The organism is Nocardia sp. NPDC050175 (assembly GCF_044459885.1).
In the GTDB taxonomy this organism is placed as follows: Bacteria; Actinomycetota; Actinomycetes; order Mycobacteriales; family Mycobacteriaceae; genus Nocardia.
Map to the genome: position 1 here is coordinate 994,060 of NZ_JBITJI010000001.1, position 23,402 is coordinate 1,017,461.

Genomic DNA, 23,402 nt, shown 5'->3' on the forward strand with positions numbered 1-23,402 from the left:
ATCGACTGCAGGAAATGCCAACTCGGCAATCTGCAGGTACTGCCCGGGCGGGCCTGGCGGCTCGCTCGGAGCAACCAGGCCGATCCGGTAAAGCGATGAGCCGCTAGGCGTTCAGCGACTGCTCCAGCCGCCGAGCACACGTCCGGTGTTGTTGGCGTCGATGAACACGACCCACTGCACGGGCTGCCTGCCTTGCGCGGCGGCGCCTTTGACCGAGACCTGAAACGCGGGGACCGCGACGCTTGGCGCCGTCGAGTTCTTGGCGGCCAGCTTCGGGTCGAACCACCTGGCGGCCGTCGCGGAGACGGCGAACTTGTCACGCGGCTGCTTGGTCTGCTCGGCGAGTGCGCGCAGCGCGGTGGCCGCCACAGCGGCGGGCGGTGTGCTGGCCGTGGTGGTCCCGGCGGGGTACTTGCCCTTCGCCTGCTGCGACAGTGCGCCGCTGGCCGAGACGAGCTTGCCGTCGGCGGCCAGCGACTGCGCCACCGTCGCACCGTAGACCGGCACCGAGTCGATCTCCTGACGCAGCTGCACCGTCGAACCCTGAGCAGCCGGGGACACCTTGTCTACGACGAGGCTGCCGACCGATCCCGCACCGAAGACCTGCTGGACCGTCTGCGCCTGGGCCTGCGCAATGGCCGGGGCCTCGGCCGGCGTGCCCGGCGGGATCGGCAGCGGGTTCTTGAAGATCACCTGCATGGCGATGCCGTCGGGATCGGTGAAGATGTTCCGCGGCAGGGAGGGCAGTTCGAAGATGCCCGGCTTGGTGGGCGGCGGGGTGGTGGTGGTCGGTATCGACGAGGTCGTCGGCGACGGCGAGGTGGTGGGCGACAACGTCGTTGGATCGGTCGTCGGCGAAGTGGTCGGTGCCGAGGTCGTCGGCTCGGTCGTCGGTGCCAACGTCGTCGGATCGGTCGAGGTCGTCGATTCGGTCGTCGGGGACGAGGTGGTCGTCGGGGACGACGTCGAAGGGGTGGTCGGCGTTGGTGTTGACGAGGGCTGGGCGAGCGCACCGGAGCTGGCCGTGAAAACCGTTGCCGCTAAAACGAACACCACGGTAGCGGTGTAGCGAGCCGCCCTTCGATGTGGGTATTTCATATCCAAGTAGAACCACACTGCGGGCGTTATTTTCGACTGGGGACGTACTGGGGAGTTTGTATTACGACTTAATTAACTTTCCCCGCTCCGCAATTCGGCGAAGTGTCCCGCACATGCACTCGAGCAGCATCACTTTCGGCGCAAGTGCGACGAAATATCAAGCCCCCGAGCCGGACCGGCAGCACGATCGCGCCGCGACGCGACGGTGTGCTCCGACGGACCTTCGGTGCCGCAATCGACTGGGCACACTCGAGCAACATCTGCTCCGTGCCGAATAGCGCCGACGCCGTTGGCGTGTGCGCCGTGGGTCGCGGCACCGAAGGCTCGCCGACGCGCAACCTGCGGACAACGTTCGATTCGCAAGTCACGCACCGTATCGCGAGGTAAAATGCACGGTCATTTACTGTGTAGTCGATCGCCGATACGCGTCGCGAAGTCCTGCCAGTTGGCCGCGTTCTGCCGGGCCATATCGAGCACGAGATTCAGACAGTGTTCCGGGATGCGATCGGCCAGATCGAGCGACTGGGTCGGCGTGCGCGGGCTCGCGTCGAGCCAGCGCAATACCGTGCGCCCGGTTTCGGTGAGGCGCAGCGACGGATCGCGGCGCAGGCTCTGCAATACCGACGAGGGGCAAACCCGCTCCGGCGGTGCCGGATCCGGTGCGAGCGGCGCGCCGTCGGAGCCGTCGCAGGGCTTCTTACGGCGCTGGTGTTCGACGTCCGGGCGGCGCACTCGGCGCATCCGGCCGTCGCGCCCTAATCGGTGCCTCGTCTGGGGAACATCCCCAGACGACTGCCTGCGCACCGCACCCACCGTCTTGTGGTCCAGCCCAGCGACCTCGGCCACCTTGCGGTCCGACCACAGCGGGTACATCCGCATGATGCGCAGCGAGGCGGCCTTGCGATCGAGGATCGACAGTGGCAGGCCATGCGCGATGTTGGCCTGTACCGCGAGCACGAACGCCTCTTCCTCGGTGCCGTCGAAGAATTGTGCCCGGATGACGCTGTCCCCCTTCAATTTCGCGGCCTTCAGACGGTGCACGCCGTCGATCAGCCGCATGGTTTCTCGATGCACCAGGATCGGCGGCAACTCCGCCTCGGTCGTCGCTAGCACCTGCGTATGCGCCGAGTCCTCAGCACGCACGCGCAGTGCGCCGCTGATGTCTATCGACTCGATAGGAATCTCGATGACTACGTCGGCAACTCCGACTCTCGCATCGTCGTCCACGTTCAACCTGTGTTCACTCACGGCGGTACTCCTGCGTCGAAGCCGAGATCATTCCGTAGCACACTTCGCCCCGCTGCCAGTACCGATCCGAACCACCACAACAAGCGGGACGAATCGATGCGGTAGGCACGGCGCTGTGCCGGGTCAGCAGTGACTAACTAGCGCGGACAGCAATATTTCACATTGGCAGAGTTCCGGCAACGATACGGTGTCGAAACGCCCCTGCATTCGCAATCTGCGGAACGCCAGCGTGATTCGTGGCGTTATTTGTGAAAGGTGTTAACCCGAAGATCCCCCGCTCCGCCTTTCGGAAACATTTCGGAAAGTACCAGTTCCAGCCCGAAACCGCAGTCAGCGTGGATACGCTTAAGAGTTGGACTTGCCCGTCGGCCGCGAAGGGCGCGATGGACATGCTTGTACGCCAGGGTATATGGCGGAACAAAGCTCCGAACACGACGACCACCCTGATCGCCGCGACAACAAACAGAATCCGGAACAATTCGGCTCCGGACGCAACAAAAGGACGGTATTCCGACCGAAAGGAATTACCGCTCGACCTACACCACGTGCCTCACGCACACCCATACCGCGTTCGTGTTCAAGTCCCCTCTCGCACACGAAGAACAAGGCGGGTTCCGCCTTGTTCCAAACGATTTCAGCTGAGGAACTTATCTGCCCGAACATCCCTCAGTTCCGATCCATCCTATCATCGGACCTCCCGCTCAGCAGCGCGACGAACGAAATTCCCCGGGTTAGTTCACCCTTCGAGAGTCCATACAGGAGAACATGTTTCGGTGATATCCGGTAGCCGTCACCGAAGAACTTCTCGAGTGTCCACTCGCCGCCCTCTTGCTGGTTTCAAGCCGGCCCATCCGGTGAGCACGGAATCGGCGTCCTTGTGACACCTGCCGTCGCTGGCCGAATCGGACAGGCGGCGAGGCCTGATCGCACCGGCGGCCGACCCCGAGTCCGGCCCACCGCGCGGTCCGGAATCCCCCTTAGCACTGCGGTATTGACGGCAAATGGCACTGCGGCGTGATGCTCGGCGGGGTCGCCGATTTCTACGGTCGGGACATGCTCAACAACGAACCCGCTTCAGTTGCTCACGACGCCCCCGTGCGTCCTACCTGGTTGCGCGGCACGATCGCCCTCACCGTGGCGGCGGTTGCCACCGCGGGCCTCATCGGCGCGGCGACCGGAAGCGCCAGTGCCGCACCGGGCGGCGACTGCCTGTGGGCGGGCACGGGCCATGCGCAAGGCACGACCGTCGTAGCGGGCGGCCGCGCTTTCACCTGTGCGACAGATCAACTCGGCGCACCGCGGTGGCAGCGGGGCGCGGCCGTCCGCACGCCGAGCACGGTCGCCAATCCCGGCGCCACCACCGCTCCCGCGGGCAACTTCAGCGCGGGCGCGCAGCAACCGGGCACCGAGTACAACGACTACTGCGTCGGTACCCAGCTCGTCGATGGCAGCGAGTCCGTGTACGAGGTGGTCGCCGACGCGACGGGTGCGCTGCGCTGGAAGGCGGCCGGACCGATCGCCCAGTGGACCTTCACCCCCGGTACCGGCCCGGTGCCGACCACCCGCTCGGCCAGCCTGTGCCTGCCGGACCAGGTGCTCTGGCCTGAGCCGATCCGATCGACGAATCAGTAAGCGATGAACAAGATCTCGTCGCGCGAGTACTCGTGACCCGGATGATTCTCGGCCAGGTGGGCCTTCGTCTTCTCGACAAGATCGTCCTCGTCGGTGCCGACGATGGCTTCTCCGCAGGGGCAGTTCAGGTTTCGCTTCATCAGGGGTGTCCTTTCCTCTCGTTCGACAGTCTAAGCAGACCGGTGACCGGACCCCGAGGTTCCCTGGCGATAAGGACTGGTCCCCTGGGTGTACTCCCCTACGCATCCCGGGCTACACCGGGTCGTCCGCCCGGCTGACGCGCTCGCGACGCGACTCTTGCCATCATGGGCTCGAGCCGAACGTCGAGGAGGACCACCGAAGTGATCACATTGCGCAGCTGCGCGCTGGCGCTGACCGCTGCCATGGCCGCGACCGTCCTGCTCACCGCGTGCGAGCAGGACGCGCCCGAGCCGACCACTTCGGCCGCGGCGAAGATCACCCTGCCGCCGCTGAGCGGGCGCTACCCGGTCGGCACAACCGACCTGCATCTGGTGGACACCCGACCGGACCCGTGGCATCCGGCCGACAAGCGGGAACTGATGGTCACCGTGACCTACCCCGCGCAACGCACCGGTGAACGCGCCGCCTGGATGTCGCCGGGAGTGGCGGCCGCCGTCGACCAGCTCGCGGCCAGCTCGCCCGAGAACGGCCTGAAACCGGGCACGATCGACTGGGCAGACACCAAACGCCAGGCGAGCACCTCGGTCGAGGTGGACCGCACCGGCGGTGCCTGGCCGGTAGTGCTGTTCTCGCACGGTTTCGGCGTGGAGCGCGAGCTCAATTCGGTCCGCACCGACGACCTGGCCAGTCACGGCTACGTCGTCGTATCCATCTCCCATACCTATGACGCGAGCGTGGTCGAGTTCCCCGGTGGACGCCTGGTCACCAGCGACGCTCGCCCGGATCTGCAGTACCTCGCGACCTCGGTCGATGCCCGCGTCGCCGACACCAGGTTCGTGCTCGACCAGCTGACCCGCCTGAACCGCGGCGAGAACCCGGACGCGGAAAATCGCACGCTCCCCACGGGATTGCCGGGCGCGCTGGACCTGTCGACGGTCGGCATGTTCGGCCATTCGCTGGGCGGCTACGCGGCGGGCGAGGCGATGTATCAGGACCAGCGCATCGGCGCGGGCATCAATCTCGACGGCAGCATGGCCGCCGGCAAGGTCGGCGAGATCGTGCAGCACGGCGTGGACCGGCCGTTCATGCTGGTGGGTGCCGACGGCGTGGATCCGGCGACCGGGCGCAAGTTCGAGCACTCGCACCTGGCCGACTTCGACCCGAGCTGGGGCCAGTTCTGGACCAAGCAGCAGGCGTGGAAACGCGACCTGCACTTCGACGGCGCCGCCCACATGAGCTTCACCGATCTCCAGGTCGCGGTGCCGCAGTGTGCCAGCGTGCTGACCGAGGAGGCGCGGCAACGCACCGTCGGCACGATCCACCCGGCCCGCTCGGTGAGCGCACAGCAGGACTACATCGCAGCGTTCTTCGACCTGCACCTGAAACACATCGCCACCGACCTGTTCGACGGGAACAATCCGCGCTACCCGGACACCAGGTTCATCCCCTGACGCAGGCCGCGCGGCAGGACCACCGGCGAGGTTCGCCTAAGCTCCTGGCCTTATGGCACTCCCCGCAACACTGCACAACTTCGCCGTCCAACTGGCCGACGTCGACCGCGACGTCTACCAGGACCTGGAGTTGCGGATAGCGCGCCACCCGTCCGAAACCGCCGAGTTCATGGTGACCCGCCTGCTGGCCTACTGCCTCGAATACCAGGAGGGCATCGCCTTCAGCGAGGGCGGCATCTCCTCCACCGACGAGCCCGCAGTCCTGGTCCGCGACCTCACCGGCCGCCTCACCGCCTGGATCGAGGTCGGCGCCCCCGACGCGGAACGCCTGCACCGCGGCAGCAAGCTGGCCGGCCGCGCCGCCATCTACACCCACCGAGACCCCGCCAAGGTCCTGGCGCAACTCGCGGGCAAGCGCATCCACCGCGCCGAAGCCATCCCCCTGTACAGCTTCGATCGCGACTTCATCGATGCCGCCGTCGCCGCGATCGACCGCCGCAACACCGCAACCCTGTCGATCACCGAACGCTCGCTGTACCTGGACCTCAACGGCACGAACCTGAGCACACCCGTCGAACAGCACGCGCTCGGGTAGGGCCGAACTCGGGGCGTCACCGCGGCGACCTTGCTACCCTCACGGCTCATCATCAACGTGGAGGATCTCTTGAACCGTCCCATGCTGAATCTTGTTGCCGCCGGAGCTATCTCTCTGGCGATCGCCCTGCAGCCCGCGCTCGCCGCAGCCGCCCCCGCACCACAAGCACCCGCGACGACCGCTCCGGTCACTGCACCGTTCGACCCGATCTGCCCGCTCTGCTTCATCCGTGAATTCCTCGAAAGCGGTTCAGGGCGCCCGTAATCCGATCCCGGGCGAGCAGTATGGGTGCTGCTCGCCCGGCGTCGGATCAACGACTGATAGCGAACTCGTCGCTGACGAGGCGGAGACGACGGGACAGGTCGGAGACGAACACCCGCTCCGGGTCGACAGCATCGCGAACCCGACGCCATTCGTCCAGCTGCGGATACATCGCTCGGACCATTTCGGGCGTCGTACGTGAATCCTTTGCGAAGTACAGACGTCCGCCTGCGGCCAGTACGCGCTGATCTAGTTCGGCACAGAACTCCCCGAGCCCCGGCTTGAGCGGGAAGTCCAGGCTGAGCATGAAACCGGGATGCGGCCAGGAGAGCGGTGCCTGGTTGCCAGGGCCCATGCGCTTGAACACATTCAGGAACGACCGGTGTCCTGAGTGCGCGATGGCTCGCACCGCGTCGGCGAGTTGCTCCTCAGCACCGAACGGCATCGAGAACTGGTACTGCATGAACCCGCGGCGACCGTAGCCCCGGTTCCACTCCCCGAGTAGGTCCAGCGGATGAAGGAACTGGGTGATGTTCTGGATCAGGCCCCGCCCCTCCTTCGCGAAGGTTCGGTGAGTGACCTCACCGCCGAGCCGCGTGGTCAGATTGTTGACCATGCCGCCCGGGAAAATGTCGGGGACGGTAAACAACTGCGGCGCACTGAAATGCAGCGGATTGCCGCGCAGTTTGGCAGGCAATTCATCGAGTTTGGCAAGGTTCCCGCGGCTGAACCCGGCACGGCCCAGTTTCGCGCCGGTGCTGATCGTGTCGGGCACCGCGACCGAGTACTCGTAACCCTCGTCCGAGCCGCCGGTCAACAGCTCCATCGTCTCGTCGAGGTTGCGGGTGCGGTCGCTGTCCACGATGAAATACGCGGTCTCGGTGTGCTTCATCCGCACTCGCGCCCGAATGATGATCCCGGTCAGCCCCATTCCGCCGACGGTGGCCCAGAACAGTTCCGCATCAACACCTTCCGGTGTGATAGTGCGCACCGACCCGTCGGCGGTCAACAGCTCCATCGACAACACGTGATTGCCGAAGCTGCCGTGGGAGTGATGGTTCTTGCCGTGGATGTCGGAGGCGATCGCCCCACCGACCGTCACCTGCCGTGTACCCGGCAACACCGGGACCCACAGACCGGACGGCAGCACCGCCCGCATCAACGCGTCGAGGCTGACTCCCGCATCGACATCGACCACACCGCTGTCCGGATCGATGCTGTGCACACGGTCGAACACCGTCATATCGACGACAAGCCCGCCACCGTTCTGCGCCGGATCGCCGTAGCTGCGGCCGAGGCCGCGCGCGATAACCCCGCGCGGCCCCGCCTCCTGCACACTCTTCGCCACCAGATCGATGTCAGGCGTGGACAACACCCGCGCGACAGTCGAGGCAGTCCGGCTCCAGCCGGTCAGTGGACGCTGATCAATCACCGGGCCCCCATCTCCGAAATTCACCAAGCCACCGTAGCGCTTGACGGCATGCGGGTGCAGGCACCGGGGCTGGCTCACCTCGCCAGGAACGCCAGCATGCGCTCGCGGAGTTCGGTGTTGGGCTCGCATGCCGCGGCTGCTGTGATCCAGCCGCGGGTGGCTGCCGGGCGGGTCTCCGGCGGCCAGGAATCGAGGGTGTTGAGGGCGCCTCGGCGAGCTCGGATTACTCGGCTGCTGAGGGCGACCGGCAGCAGGTTCTGGCCGATGCCAGGGTGATCGCGTAGCTTTTGGACGATGATCTCCAGGGCCATGTCCGCCTCGTAACCCGGCCCCAGGCCTAGCGATTCGGTTGGGCCCGACGCCAGTTCCTCGAGTGGGAGGAGTTCTTCGGCGAGAGCTACGACCTGTTCGACGGTGTCCGCGTCGGCGTGGTAAATCGCCCACTGCCAGATGTAGGCGTTGCAGCGATCAATGCGTAAGCGCGCCAGGGCATGTGGCAGTGCGTCCATACCGAGTCGTCCCGCACAGGACAGCGCTGTCGCGAACGTATGGGACCGCGACTCGGCGTCTTCGCCGCGTGGCACGAGTTCGCGCAGCACCACCTCGCGCCACCGAGGTTGCGCGAGCAAGGCCGTATACCGGGCGCGCAGCCGTGCGGGCTCGCCGTCGGGCCAGTCGAAATCGTCGTCGTTGACCAGTTTTTCGAGGGTGAGCGCCGCGTCGAGCAGGTCGAGGCGAGGTTCGGCCACGGCGACGAGTTCGGCGAACCGGTGCATGGCGGGTACTGCGTCGTCGTAGTCGTGCATGTCTTCCGCGGGGCCGCCGATCGCGAGTGCTTGCAGGATGCCCGCCGCACCGGCGAGCAAGGTGTCGTCGACCTCGTGTTCGAGCAGAGCTTCGTAGAGACCGCCGGTCGTGGCGGCGAGGTGGGCGAGGTATTCGTTCATCACGCCGTTGCGGAAGCCGGTGCGCAGCAACCACGCTTTGATGTCCGGGTCGGGGCAGCCCTTCAGGCGTTCGACCGCGTGAATGCGGCCCCATCCGTCGAGACGCTGCGCCAGCTCGAAAACCGCACGCTGCCTGTCGGGTTGGGTGTTCATCAGCGCGACGACGGCGAAAAGTGCGAACTCGTCGAGTGTTCCGAGCAGTTGCAGCAGTTCGCGGTCCCGTTCGTCGCCGCTCACGCCGAGCAGCACGATGCCGAGTTTGGCGACTTCGCGGCGGGTGGCGTTCTCGGCGACGAATCTGGCCGCCGTACGCAGTTTTTCGCGCGGTACCGGGCGGGATCGCAACCCGCCCACCAGATCATCGGCGACGCGCACGGCCTGCACCTCGGCGAACACCCCGAGCAGGTAAGCCGGATCGTCGAGATGCCGGAGGATTCGGTCGGTCAGTTCGGCGACCGGCTGCGATCCGGTCCCGAAGTGGTGGGTGCTGACACCGTCGTAGACGACGCTGGGAAAGACGAATTCGTCTGCCTTGCGGGGCTCTTCGTCCGGGAGCGGATATCCGTCGCGCGGCCAAGGGCCGGGACCGTGCAGAGCGGCGAGAGAGAGTGCGTGGGCCACAAAGGTGGCCTCGCGGGGGCTCAACAGCCCGGGCGCAGGACGCCCTTTCCGTAGGTGATCATGGGTACGAGGATGGCAGCTCGGCCGCCTGGACGCAACCTCACGATTTTCTATATTTCAATAGATAATCCTTTCAATTATCCCCACTTCCACTGGGGAGAGGCTGCCGATGTCTTTCATGTCACTATTCAAACAGTTGTTCAGAAAATGGCGGCGTACCCCATAGCCGTCGACTGGGACATCCTCTCGCGCAACAGTTCTCGGTTCTCGTTCGGCCATACCCTGCGGCGACCGCTCGCGGCGAGTAATGGGAAAGTTCCGAGCGCCGGCGGTAATGGGTTCGTCTGACTGTTCAGCACTCCGCCCCGCACGCCCAGCCCGAAGTGAGCACCTCATGAATCGCAAACGTCTCTTACCCATTGTCACCGCCTGTTTAGTCCTGTCCCTCGGGCCTGGCTCCGTCGCGGTGGCAGCCCCCGCCAGCCCCCAGGCCGCCGACGCCGCGCCCTTCTGTTACGAAGAGCCGTCTACCCCGCAGGCCGATATCAGCGACCTCAAAGCCCGGTTCAACAAGTCGAACTGGATGCCTACCCTGCAGGCCATGTACCAGCGACGTTGGCCGAGCGGGCAGAAATTGGCGATCGCCCAGGCCAAAGATCAGTACTGGAATCAGTTCGTGGAAACGGGCAGTTTCGAGGCGTTCGCCGAGTCGATGATGGTGGCCATCCACGAGGAAACCCACATGTGGGACCTCGACGGGTCACGCACCGAGTGGGACAAGTACACCGCCTCGTGGATCAACGCCACGCAGCAAATGACGAACATCCCGCTGTACGCCGGTTTCCCGCGCAAGGAAATCCTGCCGTTGATCAAGGACAAGCTCAGTGACGACATGGACGGCATCTATCTGCGCGATCAGCAGCAGGGCGACTATCACTTGCAGGGCGTGACAGCGGAATTGAACGCGGGCCTGATGGGCCTGCCCGCGGTCACCGTGGTGCAGGAGTACATCAAGGGCATCGGCGCCAGCAATGCCAGGGATATCGCCGCGACCAACCTCCGGTACCTGCTGCTGTACTTGCGGGTGGCCAAGGACAAGCACCCCGACTACTGGGCGAAGATCAAGAACGAGCCCAAGCTGCGCGACCTGGTGCTGACCCAATTCCTGCGCACCGCTTACTGGTTGGAGAAGTCCGCGCCGTACTCCGGCAAGCTCGGCGGCCCCAACGCCGACAAGATCACCGAGAAGAACTACGCCCCGGAGAACATCTCCATTGTCGAGGAATTCACCGGCCGCAAGGTCCGCACCGACGCCCAAAAGAACTGCACTGCTTGATATTCGGTAGGTGAGCGGGATTGCTGACCGCCTGCGGCAATCCCGCTCAGAGCTGTTTGACGACCGCGCCGTGTTCGTCGAGGATCGCGATGGAGGGCGTACCGTCCATCGCGACGCGCAACTGAATTCGCGGCCGCCCCTCCGGATCACACAGCGTCAGCCCTGTTCCGTTCTCGGTGTCGGCGTACAGCCGCACTCCCAGTGGATGTTTCGCTTCCTCGATCGGCGCAGCCGGATCCCCGATATGCGTCATGGTCAGCGCGGCACCGCCGGCTTTGTCCTGCCATCTGGCCTGCAGGTGGATGGCGTCGCCGTTGGGATAGTCGAGCGAGACCAGCGCGCCGTCACTGCTCGCGACGATGCCGCCCTTCTCGTCGCCGTTGTCGTCGTTGAAGATCAGGTACGTGCCGTCGTCCGGACCGCCCCGCGTCTCCTCGGGATAGGTCTTGCCGCCGAGGATGATCGGTGGCTTGCGCGTCGCGAGCAGGAAACGCTGCTTGCCACGGCGATCGACCACCGTGAACGGGCCGTCCACGGTCGACGTGTCCGCGTCCGCCTCGGCGATTCTCCCGGCGGCCACCCCTATCCCGACACCCGCGACGGCCGACGCGGTGCCGACGATCGCCGCACGCCGGTTGGTCATTGCATTCTTTGCTTCATCTCCCACCACCTCGACGATCCTATTGGTGGACTGGCCATTTCGCCCGGGTACGGTATCTTCGGCCACGACTGCATCCGGACGCTGAATATGATCTTCGGCACGGGCCGACCACGCCGACCGAGATCGAGATTGCCGCTATGCCTGCACACCCCGACCTAGCCGACGTGATCGAGGCCCTGCACTCGGACCTGGCCGAATGGATGGGTTCGAACGCGCCACCCAAGGTGTTCGACCGGTTCGCCAACGCGCTGCACGACGAGTTCTCCTCGGTCACCACCGTCGGTCAGGTCATCGACCGGGACACGCTGCTGGCCGGGGTGTGGTCGGCGCGCAACGCGCAGCCGGGATTCACCATCGAGATCACCGACATCGAGGAGATCGCGCAGAGCGGCAGCATCCTCACCGTGCGCTTCACCGCCGAGAACCTACAGGGCGATATCCGCAGCCGTCGCCTGGTCACCGCGATCCTGCTCAACACCGACCACGGATATCTGTGGCGCTCGCTACACGAGACCACCACTCCCCCAGCCGAATAATCCGTACCGATGCTCCCGATCAATCTGAGTCATTCATTGTTCACTATTTGACCGGGTCGCCGACTGTCAGAATCATTTCCGACAACCGCCGAATACCACCCTGGAGGCGAACATGACGGAGGAATTACCCGAGGCCCCGGCGAGCGAGGCCGACGCTGCGGAACCGGCGGTAGCCCACGGCGAGCTTCGCCATTCCGCAGAACTCGTCGTCTTGGACGACGAGGGCAATCCCATGCCCTACGACGAAGCAGTCGCCTGGCTGGAAGAGAACGTGCACGATCGCAAGGACGAGTTCCTCTCCTATCTCACCGACACCGACAAGCCCTGAGCGCGCCCCACCAGGACGCAATCCGCCTATCGTGGCACCGGGACGAATCCGAACTGGAGGAGAGTTGTGCCGGCTGAGGACGAAAAGCAAACAGCGCACCGCGCTTTGGTGGACCGAGTCCTGCACGGAAAGGGCACGGCGACCGCGGACCAGCGCGCCAGCGCCTTCCACAACACGGACGTGCCTCCGCCCTTGCGCACGCTGATCGACAAGGTCGTCACCAGACCGACCCAACTCACCGACGCGGACTTCGCCGCGGCCAAGGCCTCGGGCTACAGCGAAGACCAACTGTTCGAGTTGGTGGTATCCGCCGCGGTCGGCCGGTCCACCCGGCTGTACGACGCGGGGTTGGCGGCCTTGACCGAAGCGATCGGCGAGGTCGGCTGATGCGACTCGACATCCTCAACGACGGATACCGCCCCGGGACCAAGGTCCTGTTCACGATCATCCGGGTATTCTCCGGACATCCGCTACCCGACGCCGCGAAGCTGGTCTTCTACCGGCCTGACTTCTACGGTGCGGCCGCGAAGAAGTTCACCCACGCGGCAATGCGAGGAGCGTCCGACTGGTCGGTGGGCGATCGTGAGTTGATGGCCGCCGTCGTGTCGCAGGTCAACGACTGCGCGTTCTGCGTCGGTGCGCACACCGCGACCGCGGAGCAGGCCTACCGGGACGAGGCGAAGGTCCTGGCAGTGCTGACCGACCTGGACTCGGCCCCCATCGAGGACGGCCTGCGGGCAACACTGCGGATGCTCAGCACGCTGACCAGGACGGGAACCGTTGGCGCCGAGGACATGCGCGCAGTGCTATCGGCGGGCGTCACACCACGGCAGGTCGAGGACGCGCTGGCAGTCTGCGCCGCGTTCGACATCACCAACCACCTCGCCGACGCCTTCGACTTCGAATTGCCCAGCCCCGCAGGCTTCAAGGCGGGCGCCAAGTTCCTGCTCAAACGCGGCTATCGATAGACCGGACCAGGACGATGGGATAGGTGATGCCGAACCTGTGGGTCAACCGATTCTGCATGCTCATAATGGCCCTCCGCGTGAGGTTTTCGGCGTCCTACATTCCTTGCAGGCTGGCGATCTGTTGTTCGAGTTCGTGATTGCGTCGGCGCAGGTCTTCGATCTCATCGGTGAGCGGGGCGCGGGCCAGGCGCAGGGATTCGGCCATCCGTTCGCTGCTGTATTTGACCGGAATGTTCTTGAGACAGTTGCGATCTAACGCTTCGACGTGGATCAGGAACGCACGATCGCAGCGGGTTCGCACGACGCCATCCGGTGTGGTGAGCAGCCGGTCGATGAGTTCAGGATCGGCTGCGCGCTCGATGATTTCGGCGCGGCCGAACACTTTGACGCGGGTGCGGGTCGGGTAGTCGATGAAGAACAATGCGACCCGATTGTCACGGTCGAGATTGCCCAGGGTGACGAACTGCTGGTTTCCGGAGTAGTCGCCGAGCGCGATCGTCGCAGGGTTCAGGACGTGGACGAAACCCGGTGGCCCGCCGCGATGCTGGATGTAAGGCCAGCCCGACGGAGTCACGGTGGCGATGAAGAACGAGTCGGTCGAGCCGATCAGCGCCGCAGTCGGTCCGTCGAGTTCTTCGGGTACGCCCATGTTTTCGCCGTCGGCCATCTGGTGGCCGTACCAGTTGACGCTTCCGGTGGTGCGCTGGCGGGCGGCGCTGGCGTCGGAGAACGCGATCGCACCGTAGCGGGTGGTCCTATTCACCGGCCGACAACGCGGCGAGTTCGCCGGTCACGTACTGGGCCACACCGAAGCCGAAAGACCAGTCCTGGGGCGTATTTTCGCTGATGCCGATGAACAGGTCGGGCCCGTGCACTCCGACCGGTTCGAGATGCTCGGCCAAGGATCGGAACAGTTGCTGTTTGACGGTGGCGCTGCGCCCGCCCTGGGTGAAGATCTGCACGATCACCACACCTGAGGTCCGCTCGAATCCCAGACCCGCATCGAGTGCGATGATCTCCCCGCCCCGGTGCGGAGTCAGGATCTGAAAGCGGTCGCGAGCAGGGATGCCGAGTACGGCCACCAGCGCCTCATGCACGGCGTCGGCGATCTCGCGGGCTTGCGCAGACGTGCGGGAGTCGTTGTAGTCGATACGTACCAGTGGCATGGGATGGCTCCGATCGGTTCTGAAGAAACGGTCAGGACAGCGCGGAATGTACTGGCATGCACCGCAGTTCGGCGATCTGCGCAGCGAGGTGCGCGACCACGACGGCAGCGGGTTCGGTGGTTGCGTGGCGGTATCCCGTTCCGGCCCAAAGGTTCAGGGAGTGCGGATCGGCTGCGGCGGCTTTGCGCAACGCGGCGGTGAGGGTGTTGACGTAGGGGTACGCCGCGGGCGCGGCGGCGGAGAACTCGTCGATGAACGAATTGCGTAGCGCACGGGCCGGGCGGCCGGAAAACGCACGGGTGAGCACGGTTTCGGTGAACTGCGGGTCGGCCAGGGCGTCTTTGTGCGCGGGCTTGGTCCCGGCTTCCGGGGTGCGCAGCAGCAGGGTGCCCACCTGCACGGCCACCGCGCCCAGTGCCAGCATCGCGACCGCACGTGCCGCGGTAGCGATGCCGCCCGCGGCGAGCAACGGCAGCTCGGTCACCGTGCGCACCTGTGCCAGAAGCTGATCCAGCGGCACCTCCTCCGGAGTGTCCGCGATATGGAAGGTACTGCGGTGCCCACCAGCTTCGGGCCCCTGTACGCACAGCACATCGGCACCGGCCTCGTCGGCGAGCCGCGCCTCGGCGATGGTGGTGACAGTGATGACAACGCAGATGTCGTGCTGGTGCAGCCGAGCGATCACCGCACGGGACGGGATACCGAAGGTGAAGGACACCACGGGCACCGATTCGGTGATCGCCAGATCGACCTTGGCATCGAAATCGTCGTCGCTGAACGGGATTTCGTCGGGCAGCGGTGCCCCGAACCGGGCGGCGCGGTCGGCGAGCAACGCATGATACGCATCGAGCAACGGCCTGTCCGGTGAGATCGGCTCGGGCACAAACACATTGATGCCGAACACGTCGGTATGGTGCCGCAACTCGCTGATGTCTTCGCGCACCTTCGCCACGGTGGCGTAACCGGTGGCCAGGAACCCGAACCCGCCGGCGGACGACACCGCAGCCACCAGTTCCGGGGTCGAGGGCCCACCGGCCATCGGAGCGCCGACCACTGGGACGGTCAGGGATCGGAAATCGAACATCGCTGCACTTCCTGAAGGTCGAGGGGACCCTGCTTACGCTACGACCGCACGAACCGGCCGTAAAATACCCATTCAGCATGCGGTATACGCTGAAACTATGGACTTGCAGCTGCGTCACCTCACCGCGTTCGTCACGCTGTGCGAGGAAGGCACCTACACGCGCGCCGCAGCCCGCCTGCACATCACGCAACCGTCGCTGACCCGCACGATCCAAGACCTCGAACGGGTCCTCGAATGCGACCTGGTCGCCCGCCCCGCCCGCAAGCTCGAACTCACCGCCAACGGTGAGCTCTTCCTGCAGCGAAGCCGCGGCATCCTGACCGAGGTGAACGAGCTGCAAGCAGAGATGCGCACACGCAGCCAAGTCCGGGTCGGCTTCGCGTGGCTGTTGCCCAGCGACTGGTTCGCCGCCACCCGCGCTCGCTACGAAGAGCTCGGCGGCCAGATCACCATGCACCGCAACGACAATCCCGCCGCGGCGCTACACCAAGGCACCATCGATATCGCCGTCGCCCGCAACTTCACTCAGCCCACCGCCGCCATCACCTGGCGTCGCATCGGCACCGAACAGCGAGTCCTCGCGGTATCCGCGCGCTCGGACCTGGCACACGCCGCGGGGCTGCGCTGGGCCGACCTCGCCCATCATCCGCTGGTCGTCAATACCCAATCGGGCACAACTACTCCCGACTGCTGGCCCGATCCCGATCCGGACCGCGAGATCGTCACCTGCGGCAACTTCGACGAATGGATCGAACTCATCGCCGCCGACCGCGGCATCGGCGCGGTGCCCGCCATCGCCGAACACCGTGCGCCCCATCCCGATGTGGTCTATCGCGAACTGCCCGACATCCCGGATTCTCCCCTCTACCTCGGCTGGCGGCGCACACCGCCACCGCCGCGTTCGGTCCGGCGTTTCCTGGATGCCGCGCTGGCCACAACAGATTCGGCCCGATAGGCACCTCGGGCATGACGCTCGAACGGTCAGCGACTCGCAACAGCCCGATCGGCCACCTCCCACGCCGCCTCGATCATCTGGAATATCTCATCGACCGCGGCATCCGGGTCGGCCGCCTCGCGGGCCAGCGAATGGGCGTCGACGACGAACCGCGCGATTGTCCGGCAGGCTGTCTCGCTCTGCGGCAGTTCGGGATCGGCAATGATGGCCGCTGCCAGCGACTCCGCATGACGCAGCCGCATCGACTCCTCATACGCCCGCAGGTCAGGTGATTCGTCGATCATCCGCCAGATCGGCGCGCCGCCGTCGGACGCGCAATGTCGCACCATCGCGTGTATCTCGCGGCGCAGCGCGGGAATGAGCGGTTCGTGTGGCGCGCGGTCGGCGACCGCCTGCGCGAGGCGGTGCTCGAAGTCCTCATCCTGCTCGAAGATCAGCGCCTCTTTGGCGGCGAAGTGCGAGAAGAGGGTGGTGACGGCCACGTCGGCCGCGGCGGCGATCTCGCGGATGCCGACCGCGTCGTATCCCTGTTCCAGGAACAGTCGCAGGGCGGTGTCGGCGATCTTCTGGCGGGTCGCGGCCTTTTTACGTTCACGACGTCCGAGCGGCTCGGTCATCCGTTGATGCTATCAGGTAGGAAAAACTAACCGTTGTTAAACACTAACCGTTAGTGTTATGTTCGATCGCATGAAGAGAGTGAGCTTCGCCGAGTTCGGCGGTCCGGACGTGCTGCGACTCGAAGACGCCGAGGAGCCCCACGCGGGGCCAGGTCAGGTGCGCATCGCCGTGCGGGCGGCGGGCGTGAACCCCGTCGACTGGCGGGTCCGTGAAGGCCAGAAACTGCAAGCCCATCCGCTCGAGTTGCCCGCCGGAGTCGGGATCGACGCGGCCGGGGTGGTGGACGAGGTCGGCGCGGGAGTCGACGGGATTGCGGTCGGCGACAACGTGTTCGGCGAAGGCTCGAACACCTACGCCGAGTTCGCCGTGCTGTCGGCGTGGGCCGTGATGCCCGCGGAGTTGTCGTTCGAAGAGGCGGCCGGTTATCCGTCCGTGGTGGAGACCGCACTGCGCGTCATCCGTGAGGTCGGTGTGCAGTCCGGACAGACGCTGCTGGTCAGCGGTGCGTCCGGTGGAGTGGGATCGGCGGTGCTGCAGATCGCCCGCGTACACGGCATCACCGTGATCGGCCTGGCCGGAGCCGCGAACCAGGACTATCTCCGCAGCTTGGGTGCCGTCGCCACGACCTACGGCGCGGGCTGGGTCGAGCGGGTGCGACAGCTCGGAGCTATCGACGCGGCGCTCGATCTGGCGGGCTCGGGCGTGATCCGCGAACTCGTCGAGCTGACCGGCGATCCACAGAAGGTGATCTCGATCGCCGATCTCGGTGCGCCGCAACTCGGTGTCCGATTCTCCGGCGTCGCCGGGAGCGTCCCGGACGCGCTCGCCGAGGCGGCCGACCTCATCGCACAGGGAAAGCTGCACATCCCGGTTGAGAAGTCGTACTCGCTCGCCGACGCCGCGGCGGCGCACATCGACAGCCATGCCGGTCACACGCGCGGGCGGCGGGTCATCATCATCTGAGCTTGCCCCGCACGGCCGCAGTACTGATACTGCAAACGGCGCGATGAGACCCGCAGCCTTCCCCCGCTGACCGCCACCTGCATGATGGGCGGATGCTTCCCACCGACCATCTGGCTCAGGCAGATCGTCGCCCAGCGGTGATCGACACGCCGCTGGGCACCATCGGGTTCTCCGTCGCGCTCGGCACGGACGTGCTACCTGCCGAGCCGAATACCCTGTGGCGGTTGCCGAATGGTACGTATCTGCATCGGTGGCGGCATCGCAGCGCGACGGTCGATCTGCTGATCGGCAGCGTCGACGAACCGGCCTGGGACGGCGGCGCGCCGGTGCCGATCTGGGCCGGCATCTGGCAGGTGCAGGCGCGCGCCAAGCTACCGGGACTGATCATCTCGGCGGAGCTGACCGACATTCCCGTCGATGCCTACGGCGGCCGGGACTCCGGCGAATGCCTCGCCGCCGTCAGCATGGAAAACCCAGACTTCATGGTGTCGATCGGCGGCCCGGATACCGAACTGCTCGCCATGCAGGCCGCCGACGGCAGGCTGATGCCCACCAGCTGGGCCCGCCCGCTGCGCGCGAGCAATGACGACAGCACCACCGAATACGGTGTGCGCTACACAGATCCGGCTCGAATCGCCTGGCACCTGCCCGGCCTGTCCACCTCGGAAGTGGCCCGGCTCTGCATCGCCTCCGCCTGGTGTCCCCGCGACGACGACCGCCCCGCGGCCTGGTTCGCCGTCGACATCCCCCTCGACACCGCCTACCACCACCTCGTCAACGACCCGGCCTGACCGCCACCCGCCGTCACAGTTCCGTTCGGCCCCAGTCGATCACGTCCACCGGATCGCCGACGCTGATCTTCCCTGGCCGCACCACGGCGAATTTGGCGCCGATCGCGACGCCGCCTGCGGTGCGCCGATACCCGGCGAGGGTCCGCAGCGGTTCGTGACCGGCTTTGCTTCCGGTCTGCTGGTGGACCATGGTGATGGCGCAACGGATAGCGAGTTTGGCGTAGCCGAGTTCGGTGTCCCCGATGGTGATCCGGCGCAGTTCGTCCTCGAGGTAAGGCTGGTCCACACCGTCGAGCACGAGATTGGGCCGGAACCGGTCCACGGGTACCGGCTGCCCGCCGCGAGCGGCGATGCGCTGGTTGAGATCGCGAACCGAGGACAACGAAATAATGTGAACGGGGCAGCTGTCGGCATAGGCGGATGTCCCCGGCGTCAGTCCATCGGTAACCCGGTGATGGTCCGGCGGCACCCGCACCAATCCAGTCGAGGCCCCCAGCACGGTCGAGATCCATTCCGCCACTTCGTGCCCCTGGTCCAGCCCCTCGAACGGAGCACCGAACAGAGTCACCGCGCGGCGCGGACCGGCCGGGTCGACCGTGAGCCGAAACGGATCGATGTCCGGTGCGTGTAGCGCGAGTTGCGTTCCATCAGTACTGATTTCAGGCCTGATCGAGGCCAACCGAGGATCGCTCCGCTGCGAACGAAAACCCCCGTCACTGTCGACGACCAGAAAACTCCGATCGTGCACCAGCCCCGCCGGAGTGAGCACACCGTCATCAAGAGCAATCCCAGCACAGCTCTTGACCGGATAGGTGTGCAATGCGGCAACAGTCGCAACGTTCATAGCTGCCACGCTAGCGAAACCGCTTGTCACCCAGCGCAGCTGACGACAAAGATCACTAGACATGGCTGGCCTTCCTGGAATCGGCATTCGGACCGCCGTCGACGGCGACGACCGAGCACTCGCCGTCATCGACCACGCCACCTGGTCACCGCAGGTGCATCCCCTCCCACTCTGGCCGCTGGACAAGCCCTTCTTCACCGAGGGTGCCGCACCGCAGAACGTGCTGCTCGCACACCAGGACGACCGCATCCTCGGATACGTGAAACTGCGGCCGTGCCCGATTCCGGCTGCCAACGGGCACGTCCAAGAGATCAACGGACTCGCCGTCGCTCCAGCGCACCAGGGACGCGGCATCGGCCGCCTACTCCTCGATGCCGCCAGGCAACTGGCAATCGAGCGCCGCGCTCGCCGCATCACCCTGCGCGTCCTCGGCACGAACACCGGGGCTCAGGCGCTCTACCTCGCCAACGGTTTTCACGTCGAAGGCAGACTCGTCGGCCAGTTCCTACTCGAAGGCCGCTACGTCGATGACGTCTTCATGGCTATGGAGATTGCAGCGGATCTCTACGGTGATGCGCCGAGCAAGCCTGCGAGATAGCGTGGACTGGTGAGTGGGGACGATTTGCTGCGACGCTGGGGCGAGCGTTGGGTGGAGGGGCCGCCGATTGCCCATTGGTTGAGGTACGCCTATCGGGAGCAGTGGGTGCGGTTTCACAGCTTGCCGAAGTCCAAGCGGTATGCCGATACCGAGGACGAGTATGCGATCGTGCTGGACCGGTACAACACCGTCTTGGACGAGCTCTTCGGTGGCGAAGTCGTCTATGTCATCACAGTGGACTGGTCCGACACTCCGCTTCCGCCATCGCATCCGCACGAGCCAGCGCGCTGGCACCCGGGATCAGCCGAGTACTGGACATCCGTCTGCTCAGAGCCCGATCCCGAGTACCTCACCTACACCCACTTGTACGTCAGCCAAACACCGTGGGAGCGTGGCTGTCTCGATGAATTGCTGAGGACCGTCGCGGACGACATCCTCGCCGGGGTACTGATCACCGACATCGCACTACAGCGGATCTACCATCCTTACGATGGTGGCGCCGACGTCATCCTGAGCACCACCGAGGAGCGCGATCAACTGCGTTCCCGACATGCCGAATGGCTGTCATCCCATCCGCTAGGCCTCTGAATCAGAGGATCACGCAGAACCGCTCACCCTCCGTGTAAGCCGGACACCCGCTATACCCGGTGTGCAGCTGAAACAAAGGGTGAGCAGCTCCCATTTCCCCACGCGGCCACCAAGCCGAACCCAGAATCTGCGCACTCTCTCGGGACCTGCACTCGCTCTAGGGCCCTATTCCGAGTGCGTGTCCCGAGTGCGAGTGCGGACTTCAGGCAACAGCCGTGAGCCGGGGCGGACGGTGGAATCCGCACGCTCACTGGGTATGTCTTGCGCGCTGACAGCCGGAACCGGCGGCGCAGATCGGAGTCGGCCCGAGCCTGCCCACCGATCTCACAGGACCTCCATACCCCTCACGGCAGCTATAACTGCTGTGAGGGGTATCCACGCTCTGTGAAACCCCTTCCACACCCCCACTCGACCACCCCCGCTCTTGTCCAAAGCGCTTGTGACGGAACCGCAGCCAGATGACCACCTCCAGAACGCGACACCGCGCACCTGACGCACACCTAAAGCCGCGTACCCCACCTGACGCGCTCAGCGCCCACCCCACCAAGCCGAACCCAGAATCTGCGCACTCTCTCGGGACCTGCACTCGCTCTAGGGCCCTATTCCGAGTGCGTGTCCCGAGTGCGAGTGCGGATTTCAGGCAACAGCCGTGAGCCGGGGCGGACGGTGGAATCCGCACGCTCGCTGGGTATGTCTCGCGCGCTGACAGCCGACACCGGCGGCGCAGATCGGAGCCGGCCCGAGCCTGCCCACCGATCTCACAGAACCTCCATACCCCACTCGACCACCCCCGCTCTTGTCCAAAGCGCTTGTAACGCAACCACAGCCAGATGACCACCTCGACAACGCGACATCGTGCACCTGACGCACACCTAAAGTCGGGTACGGCAGGCGACGCGCCCAGCACTACTCACGGGAAAACGTGGATAGGTCTTCAGCTTCTATGAGCTGCCCACGTGCGGAGGTCTAAGAAGCACTTGCCCGGATAAGTGCACCTTTCCGAGGATCTCTGGGTGTACTGATCCGGGATCGTGTGCTGAGAGATCTCCGATGGTGTGCTGTCGTCGGGCGCCTGCGGCGGTGTTGGAGTGGGGTTCGGCGGCTTGTGGCATCGCCTGCCCGGCTCTAGCCTGACTTGCACTCAGTGTCTGTACCAATCGGAAGGAAATTGAATGATGAGGTCGTGGTCAGCCAGTGCGCTGGTTGCCGTTGTCGTTCCGCTGACCGCGATGACCGTAATCGGTGTTCCTGCGACAGCTGAGGCGGACGCCAATGATGTTGGCACAGCCGGGATTCCCACTGCCGAGTGCATCGATCGGTCGATCCAACTCGGTCCGGAGGAAGCGCGCCTGAACAGGCCGGAACCGGCTGAGTTGATCGAGGGTGGTGGCTTCACCGACCTTGTGCAGTCGTTCGTGTCGGATCTTTGTTCGACGGCGGATTACCCGTCGGCGGTTTCGCTGGCCACCACCGACACGAAAAAGCTGTGGCGGCACGCGGTGGATCGGGCTCAGGGCAGGCAGCCGAGCGGATCGTTGTCCGCCAGTGACGATCGGCCGCTGTATTGGGCTCGGCTGGCGGAAGTGGCTGCGGTGCAGCAGTGGAAGCCGTCGTTCGGATTGTCGCAACAGCAACGCGCCGACATCGTCGCGGCGATCGACCGGACCGGTCGTGGCCAGGATTCCATCAGCTACTCGACGCCGCGTTCGACTACCCGGCATGTCCTGATCACCGGTTTCGACCCGTACAAGTTGGACTCGGATATCCGAGGCGGAAACCCTTCGGGTGCAACGGCGTTGGCGTTGAACGGCAAGGTCGTCCAAACCGCCCAGGGCCGTGTCGAATTCGCCACCGCGATGTTCCCGGTCCGCTGGCGTGACTTCGGCAACGGCGTCGTCGAACAGACCTTGCGACCGTTCCTGACCAACGGAGCCGATCAGGTGAACCTGTTCGCCACGCTCAGCGTTGGCAGTCCGGGCGAATTCGACCTGGAGCAGAACAACGGTGCCTGGCGCGGCGGAAAGGCCGACAACGAATCCGTCTGCTACCTGGGCAGCGTGCCCAATACCGCCGCCGCAGGTCCCGCACCGCAGTGGACTCGATCGACCTTGCCGCTGCCGGAGATGGCGGCCGTTCCCGGGCCGTTCCCGGTCAAGGTGCGCACCTCGGTGGACACCGCACTGCTGCCGTTCTTTCCCGCACTGCCTGTCATCACCGACTGCCGCGTCCCGGCCATCCCCGGCGTCCCGATGCCCGATGGCCCGCCGGCGGACTCGACCGCGTGGGCAGGCGGCGGTGGCAGCTACCTCTCCAACGAAAGTGCCTATCGCGCAACGCTATTGCGTGATGTCGCGGGCGCGGGCCTGCCCGGCGGCCACATTCACACCCCGGTACTCGAGGGGCTGCCCGAGGCCGGATTGACCGGTCCGGATTTCGACAACAACCGCGACGCGATCATCACCCAGCTCACCAGCCTGCTACTGACCGCCGCGGACTCGACCAGGCCCTGAATCCTGTCGTAGCCACACCTCCCCCCGCGC

Annotated in this window: 26 protein-coding genes; 15 read left to right on the top strand and 11 right to left on the bottom strand. The window is 65.4% G+C overall.

Annotated features, from left to right (window positions below):
- Positions 1-111: 111 nt before the first annotated feature.
- The gene (locus ACIBK2_RS04480) at positions 112-699 is read right to left on the bottom strand and encodes a hypothetical protein (RefSeq protein ID WP_396963566.1); all 588 of its coding nucleotides are present in this window, start codon (positions 697-699) and stop codon (positions 112-114) included.
- Here ACIBK2_RS04480 and ACIBK2_RS04485 point away from each other — a divergent pair.
- Positions 698-1,069, top strand: a complete 372-nt coding sequence (locus ACIBK2_RS04485) for a hypothetical protein (RefSeq protein WP_396963568.1) — start codon at positions 698-700, stop codon at positions 1,067-1,069. The genes ACIBK2_RS04480 and ACIBK2_RS04485 overlap by 2 nt on opposite strands.
- Before the next feature lie 425 nt (positions 1,070-1,494).
- Here ACIBK2_RS04485 and ACIBK2_RS04490 read toward each other — a convergent pair whose 3' ends face one another.
- On the bottom strand, positions 1,495-2,346 hold the full coding sequence (locus ACIBK2_RS04490; RefSeq protein ID WP_396963570.1) for a ParB/RepB/Spo0J family partition protein: 852 nt from the start codon (positions 2,344-2,346) through the stop codon (positions 1,495-1,497).
- A gap of 1,053 nt (positions 2,347-3,399) precedes the next feature.
- On the opposite strand from ACIBK2_RS04490, the gene ACIBK2_RS04495 reads away from it, so the two are divergent.
- Positions 3,400-3,978 (top strand): hypothetical protein, encoded by a 579-nt coding sequence (locus ACIBK2_RS04495; RefSeq protein WP_396963572.1) that lies wholly within the window; start codon positions 3,400-3,402, stop codon positions 3,976-3,978.
- On the opposite strand, the gene ACIBK2_RS04500 is transcribed toward ACIBK2_RS04495, so the two are convergent.
- Positions 3,972-4,118, bottom strand: coding sequence for a DUF1059 domain-containing protein (locus ACIBK2_RS04500; protein ID WP_396963574.1), 147 nt, complete (start codon positions 4,116-4,118; stop codon positions 3,972-3,974). The two genes, ACIBK2_RS04495 and ACIBK2_RS04500, sit on opposite strands and share 7 nt — an antisense overlap.
- A gap of 201 nt (positions 4,119-4,319) precedes the next feature.
- On the opposite strand from ACIBK2_RS04500, the gene ACIBK2_RS04505 reads away from it, so the two are divergent.
- Both ACIBK2_RS04505 and ACIBK2_RS04510 read left to right on the top strand, forming a co-directional pair.
- Positions 4,320-5,570: an alpha/beta hydrolase family protein gene (locus tag ACIBK2_RS04505; protein WP_396963576.1), complete on the top strand. Its 1,251-nt coding sequence runs from the start codon at positions 4,320-4,322 to the stop codon at positions 5,568-5,570.
- A gap of 52 nt (positions 5,571-5,622) precedes the next feature.
- Complete coding sequence (locus tag ACIBK2_RS04510) at positions 5,623-6,165, top strand: YaeQ family protein (RefSeq protein ID WP_396963578.1); 543 nt, start codon at positions 5,623-5,625, stop codon at positions 6,163-6,165.
- A gap of 310 nt (positions 6,166-6,475) precedes the next feature.
- On the opposite strand, the gene ACIBK2_RS04515 is transcribed toward ACIBK2_RS04510, so the two are convergent.
- Both ACIBK2_RS04515 and ACIBK2_RS04520 read right to left on the bottom strand, forming a co-directional pair.
- A complete protein-coding gene (locus ACIBK2_RS04515) occupies positions 6,476-7,858 on the bottom strand; it encodes an FAD-binding protein (RefSeq protein WP_396963580.1) in 1,383 nt (460 codons plus the stop codon).
- Between the two features lie 74 nt (positions 7,859-7,932).
- The gene (locus ACIBK2_RS04520) at positions 7,933-9,426 is read right to left on the bottom strand and encodes a hypothetical protein (RefSeq protein ID WP_396963582.1); all 1,494 of its coding nucleotides are present in this window, start codon (positions 9,424-9,426) and stop codon (positions 7,933-7,935) included.
- Between the two features lie 394 nt (positions 9,427-9,820).
- On the opposite strand from ACIBK2_RS04520, the gene ACIBK2_RS04525 reads away from it, so the two are divergent.
- A complete protein-coding gene (locus ACIBK2_RS04525; RefSeq protein ID WP_396963584.1) occupies positions 9,821-10,762 on the top strand; it encodes a hypothetical protein in 942 nt (313 codons plus the stop codon).
- A 46-nt stretch (positions 10,763-10,808) separates the two neighbouring features.
- On the opposite strand, the gene ACIBK2_RS04530 is transcribed toward ACIBK2_RS04525, so the two are convergent.
- Positions 10,809-11,405 carry a hypothetical protein gene (locus tag ACIBK2_RS04530; RefSeq protein ID WP_396963586.1) on the bottom strand — a complete coding sequence of 199 codons (597 nt, stop codon included), beginning with the start codon at positions 11,403-11,405 and terminating at the stop codon, positions 10,809-10,811.
- A 155-nt stretch (positions 11,406-11,560) separates the two neighbouring features.
- On the opposite strand from ACIBK2_RS04530, the gene ACIBK2_RS04535 reads away from it, so the two are divergent.
- The 4 genes from ACIBK2_RS04535 to ACIBK2_RS04550 all read left to right on the top strand — a co-directional run bounded on the left by ACIBK2_RS04535 (position 11,561) and on the right by ACIBK2_RS04550 (position 13,255).
- The gene (locus tag ACIBK2_RS04535) at positions 11,561-11,959 is read left to right on the top strand and encodes a hypothetical protein (RefSeq protein WP_357390239.1); all 399 of its coding nucleotides are present in this window, start codon (positions 11,561-11,563) and stop codon (positions 11,957-11,959) included.
- A 112-nt stretch (positions 11,960-12,071) separates the two neighbouring features.
- A complete protein-coding gene (locus tag ACIBK2_RS04540; protein WP_396963589.1) occupies positions 12,072-12,287 on the top strand; it encodes a hypothetical protein in 216 nt (71 codons plus the stop codon).
- Positions 12,288-12,353: 66 nt separating this feature from the next.
- Positions 12,354-12,674, top strand: coding sequence for a hypothetical protein (locus tag ACIBK2_RS04545; protein WP_396963590.1), 321 nt, complete (start codon positions 12,354-12,356; stop codon positions 12,672-12,674).
- Positions 12,674-13,255: a carboxymuconolactone decarboxylase family protein gene (locus ACIBK2_RS04550; protein WP_396963592.1), complete on the top strand. Its 582-nt coding sequence runs from the start codon at positions 12,674-12,676 to the stop codon at positions 13,253-13,255. Before ACIBK2_RS04545 ends, ACIBK2_RS04550 begins: the two co-directional genes overlap by 1 nt.
- Before the next feature lie 94 nt (positions 13,256-13,349).
- Here the strand turns inward: ACIBK2_RS04550 and ACIBK2_RS04555 are convergent, their stop codons facing one another.
- The 3 genes from ACIBK2_RS04555 to ACIBK2_RS04565 are packed head-to-tail and all read right to left on the bottom strand — an operon-like array spanning position 13,350 to position 15,505.
- Positions 13,350-14,018, bottom strand: a complete 669-nt coding sequence (locus ACIBK2_RS04555; protein WP_396963594.1) for a pyridoxamine 5'-phosphate oxidase family protein — start codon at positions 14,016-14,018, stop codon at positions 13,350-13,352.
- Positions 14,011-14,421 (bottom strand): tautomerase family protein, encoded by a 411-nt coding sequence (locus ACIBK2_RS04560; protein WP_396963596.1) that lies wholly within the window; start codon positions 14,419-14,421, stop codon positions 14,011-14,013. Before ACIBK2_RS04560 ends, ACIBK2_RS04555 begins: the two co-directional genes overlap by 8 nt.
- A 31-nt stretch (positions 14,422-14,452) precedes the next feature.
- Positions 14,453-15,505 carry an NAD(P)H-dependent flavin oxidoreductase gene (locus ACIBK2_RS04565; protein WP_396963599.1) on the bottom strand — a complete coding sequence of 351 codons (1,053 nt, stop codon included), beginning with the start codon at positions 15,503-15,505 and terminating at the stop codon, positions 14,453-14,455.
- 97 nt (positions 15,506-15,602) lie between these two features.
- Between ACIBK2_RS04565 and ACIBK2_RS04570 the strand changes: the two genes are divergently transcribed.
- Positions 15,603-16,460 carry a LysR family transcriptional regulator gene (locus ACIBK2_RS04570; protein WP_396963601.1) on the top strand — a complete coding sequence of 286 codons (858 nt, stop codon included), beginning with the start codon at positions 15,603-15,605 and terminating at the stop codon, positions 16,458-16,460.
- Positions 16,461-16,486: 26 nt separating this feature from the next.
- Here the strand turns inward: ACIBK2_RS04570 and ACIBK2_RS04575 are convergent, their stop codons facing one another.
- On the bottom strand, positions 16,487-17,077 hold the full coding sequence (locus ACIBK2_RS04575) for a TetR/AcrR family transcriptional regulator (RefSeq protein ID WP_396963603.1): 591 nt from the start codon (positions 17,075-17,077) through the stop codon (positions 16,487-16,489).
- Positions 17,078-17,147: 70 nt separating this feature from the next.
- On the opposite strand from ACIBK2_RS04575, the gene ACIBK2_RS04580 reads away from it, so the two are divergent.
- The gene (locus tag ACIBK2_RS04580) at positions 17,148-18,041 is read left to right on the top strand and encodes an NADP-dependent oxidoreductase (protein WP_396963605.1); all 894 of its coding nucleotides are present in this window, start codon (positions 17,148-17,150) and stop codon (positions 18,039-18,041) included.
- Positions 18,042-18,133: 92 nt separating this feature from the next.
- Complete coding sequence (locus ACIBK2_RS04585) at positions 18,134-18,832, top strand: hypothetical protein (RefSeq protein ID WP_396963607.1); 699 nt, start codon at positions 18,134-18,136, stop codon at positions 18,830-18,832.
- A gap of 13 nt (positions 18,833-18,845) precedes the next feature.
- On the opposite strand, the gene ACIBK2_RS04590 is transcribed toward ACIBK2_RS04585, so the two are convergent.
- A complete protein-coding gene (locus ACIBK2_RS04590) occupies positions 18,846-19,676 on the bottom strand; it encodes an MOSC domain-containing protein (RefSeq protein WP_396963609.1) in 831 nt (276 codons plus the stop codon).
- A gap of 61 nt (positions 19,677-19,737) precedes the next feature.
- Between ACIBK2_RS04590 and ACIBK2_RS04595 the strand changes: the two genes are divergently transcribed.
- From ACIBK2_RS04595 to ACIBK2_RS04605, 3 genes are all read left to right on the top strand, one after another.
- A complete protein-coding gene (locus ACIBK2_RS04595) occupies positions 19,738-20,274 on the top strand; it encodes a GNAT family N-acetyltransferase (RefSeq protein ID WP_396963611.1) in 537 nt (178 codons plus the stop codon).
- Positions 20,275-20,283: 9 nt separating this feature from the next.
- A complete protein-coding gene (locus ACIBK2_RS04600; RefSeq protein WP_396963613.1) occupies positions 20,284-20,862 on the top strand; it encodes a hypothetical protein in 579 nt (192 codons plus the stop codon).
- Positions 20,863-22,037: 1,175 nt separating this feature from the next.
- A complete protein-coding gene (locus tag ACIBK2_RS04605) occupies positions 22,038-23,372 on the top strand; it encodes a hypothetical protein (RefSeq protein WP_396963615.1) in 1,335 nt (444 codons plus the stop codon).
- Positions 23,373-23,402 lie beyond the last annotated feature (30 nt).

Bases quoted from the DNA above. Each gene is read 5' to 3' on its own strand.
- ACIBK2_RS04560 (WP_396963596.1), bottom strand. From the start codon at position 14,421: ATGCCACTGGTACGTATCGACTACAACGACTCCCGCACGTCTGCGCAA.
- ACIBK2_RS04495 (WP_396963572.1), top strand. From the start codon at position 3,400: ATGCTCAACAACGAACCCGCTTCAGTTGCTCACGACGCCCCCGTGCGT.
- ACIBK2_RS04525 (WP_396963584.1), top strand. From the start codon at position 9,821: ATGAATCGCAAACGTCTCTTACCCATTGTCACCGCCTGTTTAGTCCTG.
- ACIBK2_RS04480 (WP_396963566.1), bottom strand. From the start codon at position 699: ATGCAGGTGATCTTCAAGAACCCGCTGCCGATCCCGCCGGGCACGCCG.
- ACIBK2_RS04485 (WP_396963568.1), top strand. From the start codon at position 698: ATGGCGATGCCGTCGGGATCGGTGAAGATGTTCCGCGGCAGGGAGGGC.
- ACIBK2_RS04575 (WP_396963603.1), bottom strand. From the start codon at position 17,077: ATGACCGAGCCGCTCGGACGTCGTGAACGTAAAAAGGCCGCGACCCGC.
- ACIBK2_RS04535 (WP_357390239.1), top strand. From the start codon at position 11,561: ATGCCTGCACACCCCGACCTAGCCGACGTGATCGAGGCCCTGCACTCG.
- ACIBK2_RS04605 (WP_396963615.1), top strand. From the start codon at position 22,038: ATGAGGTCGTGGTCAGCCAGTGCGCTGGTTGCCGTTGTCGTTCCGCTG.
- ACIBK2_RS04580 (WP_396963605.1), top strand. From the start codon at position 17,148: ATGAAGAGAGTGAGCTTCGCCGAGTTCGGCGGTCCGGACGTGCTGCGA.
- ACIBK2_RS04565 (WP_396963599.1), bottom strand. From the start codon at position 15,505: ATGTTCGATTTCCGATCCCTGACCGTCCCAGTGGTCGGCGCTCCGATG.
- ACIBK2_RS04585 (WP_396963607.1), top strand. From the start codon at position 18,134: ATGCTTCCCACCGACCATCTGGCTCAGGCAGATCGTCGCCCAGCGGTG.
- ACIBK2_RS04570 (WP_396963601.1), top strand. From the start codon at position 15,603: ATGGACTTGCAGCTGCGTCACCTCACCGCGTTCGTCACGCTGTGCGAG.
- ACIBK2_RS04590 (WP_396963609.1), bottom strand. From the start codon at position 19,676: ATGAACGTTGCGACTGTTGCCGCATTGCACACCTATCCGGTCAAGAGC.
- ACIBK2_RS04595 (WP_396963611.1), top strand. From the start codon at position 19,738: ATGGCTGGCCTTCCTGGAATCGGCATTCGGACCGCCGTCGACGGCGAC.
- ACIBK2_RS04550 (WP_396963592.1), top strand. From the start codon at position 12,674: ATGCGACTCGACATCCTCAACGACGGATACCGCCCCGGGACCAAGGTC.
- ACIBK2_RS04530 (WP_396963586.1), bottom strand. From the start codon at position 11,405: ATGACCAACCGGCGTGCGGCGATCGTCGGCACCGCGTCGGCCGTCGCG.
- ACIBK2_RS04500 (WP_396963574.1), bottom strand. From the start codon at position 4,118: ATGAAGCGAAACCTGAACTGCCCCTGCGGAGAAGCCATCGTCGGCACC.
- ACIBK2_RS04510 (WP_396963578.1), top strand. From the start codon at position 5,623: ATGGCACTCCCCGCAACACTGCACAACTTCGCCGTCCAACTGGCCGAC.
- ACIBK2_RS04540 (WP_396963589.1), top strand. From the start codon at position 12,072: ATGACGGAGGAATTACCCGAGGCCCCGGCGAGCGAGGCCGACGCTGCG.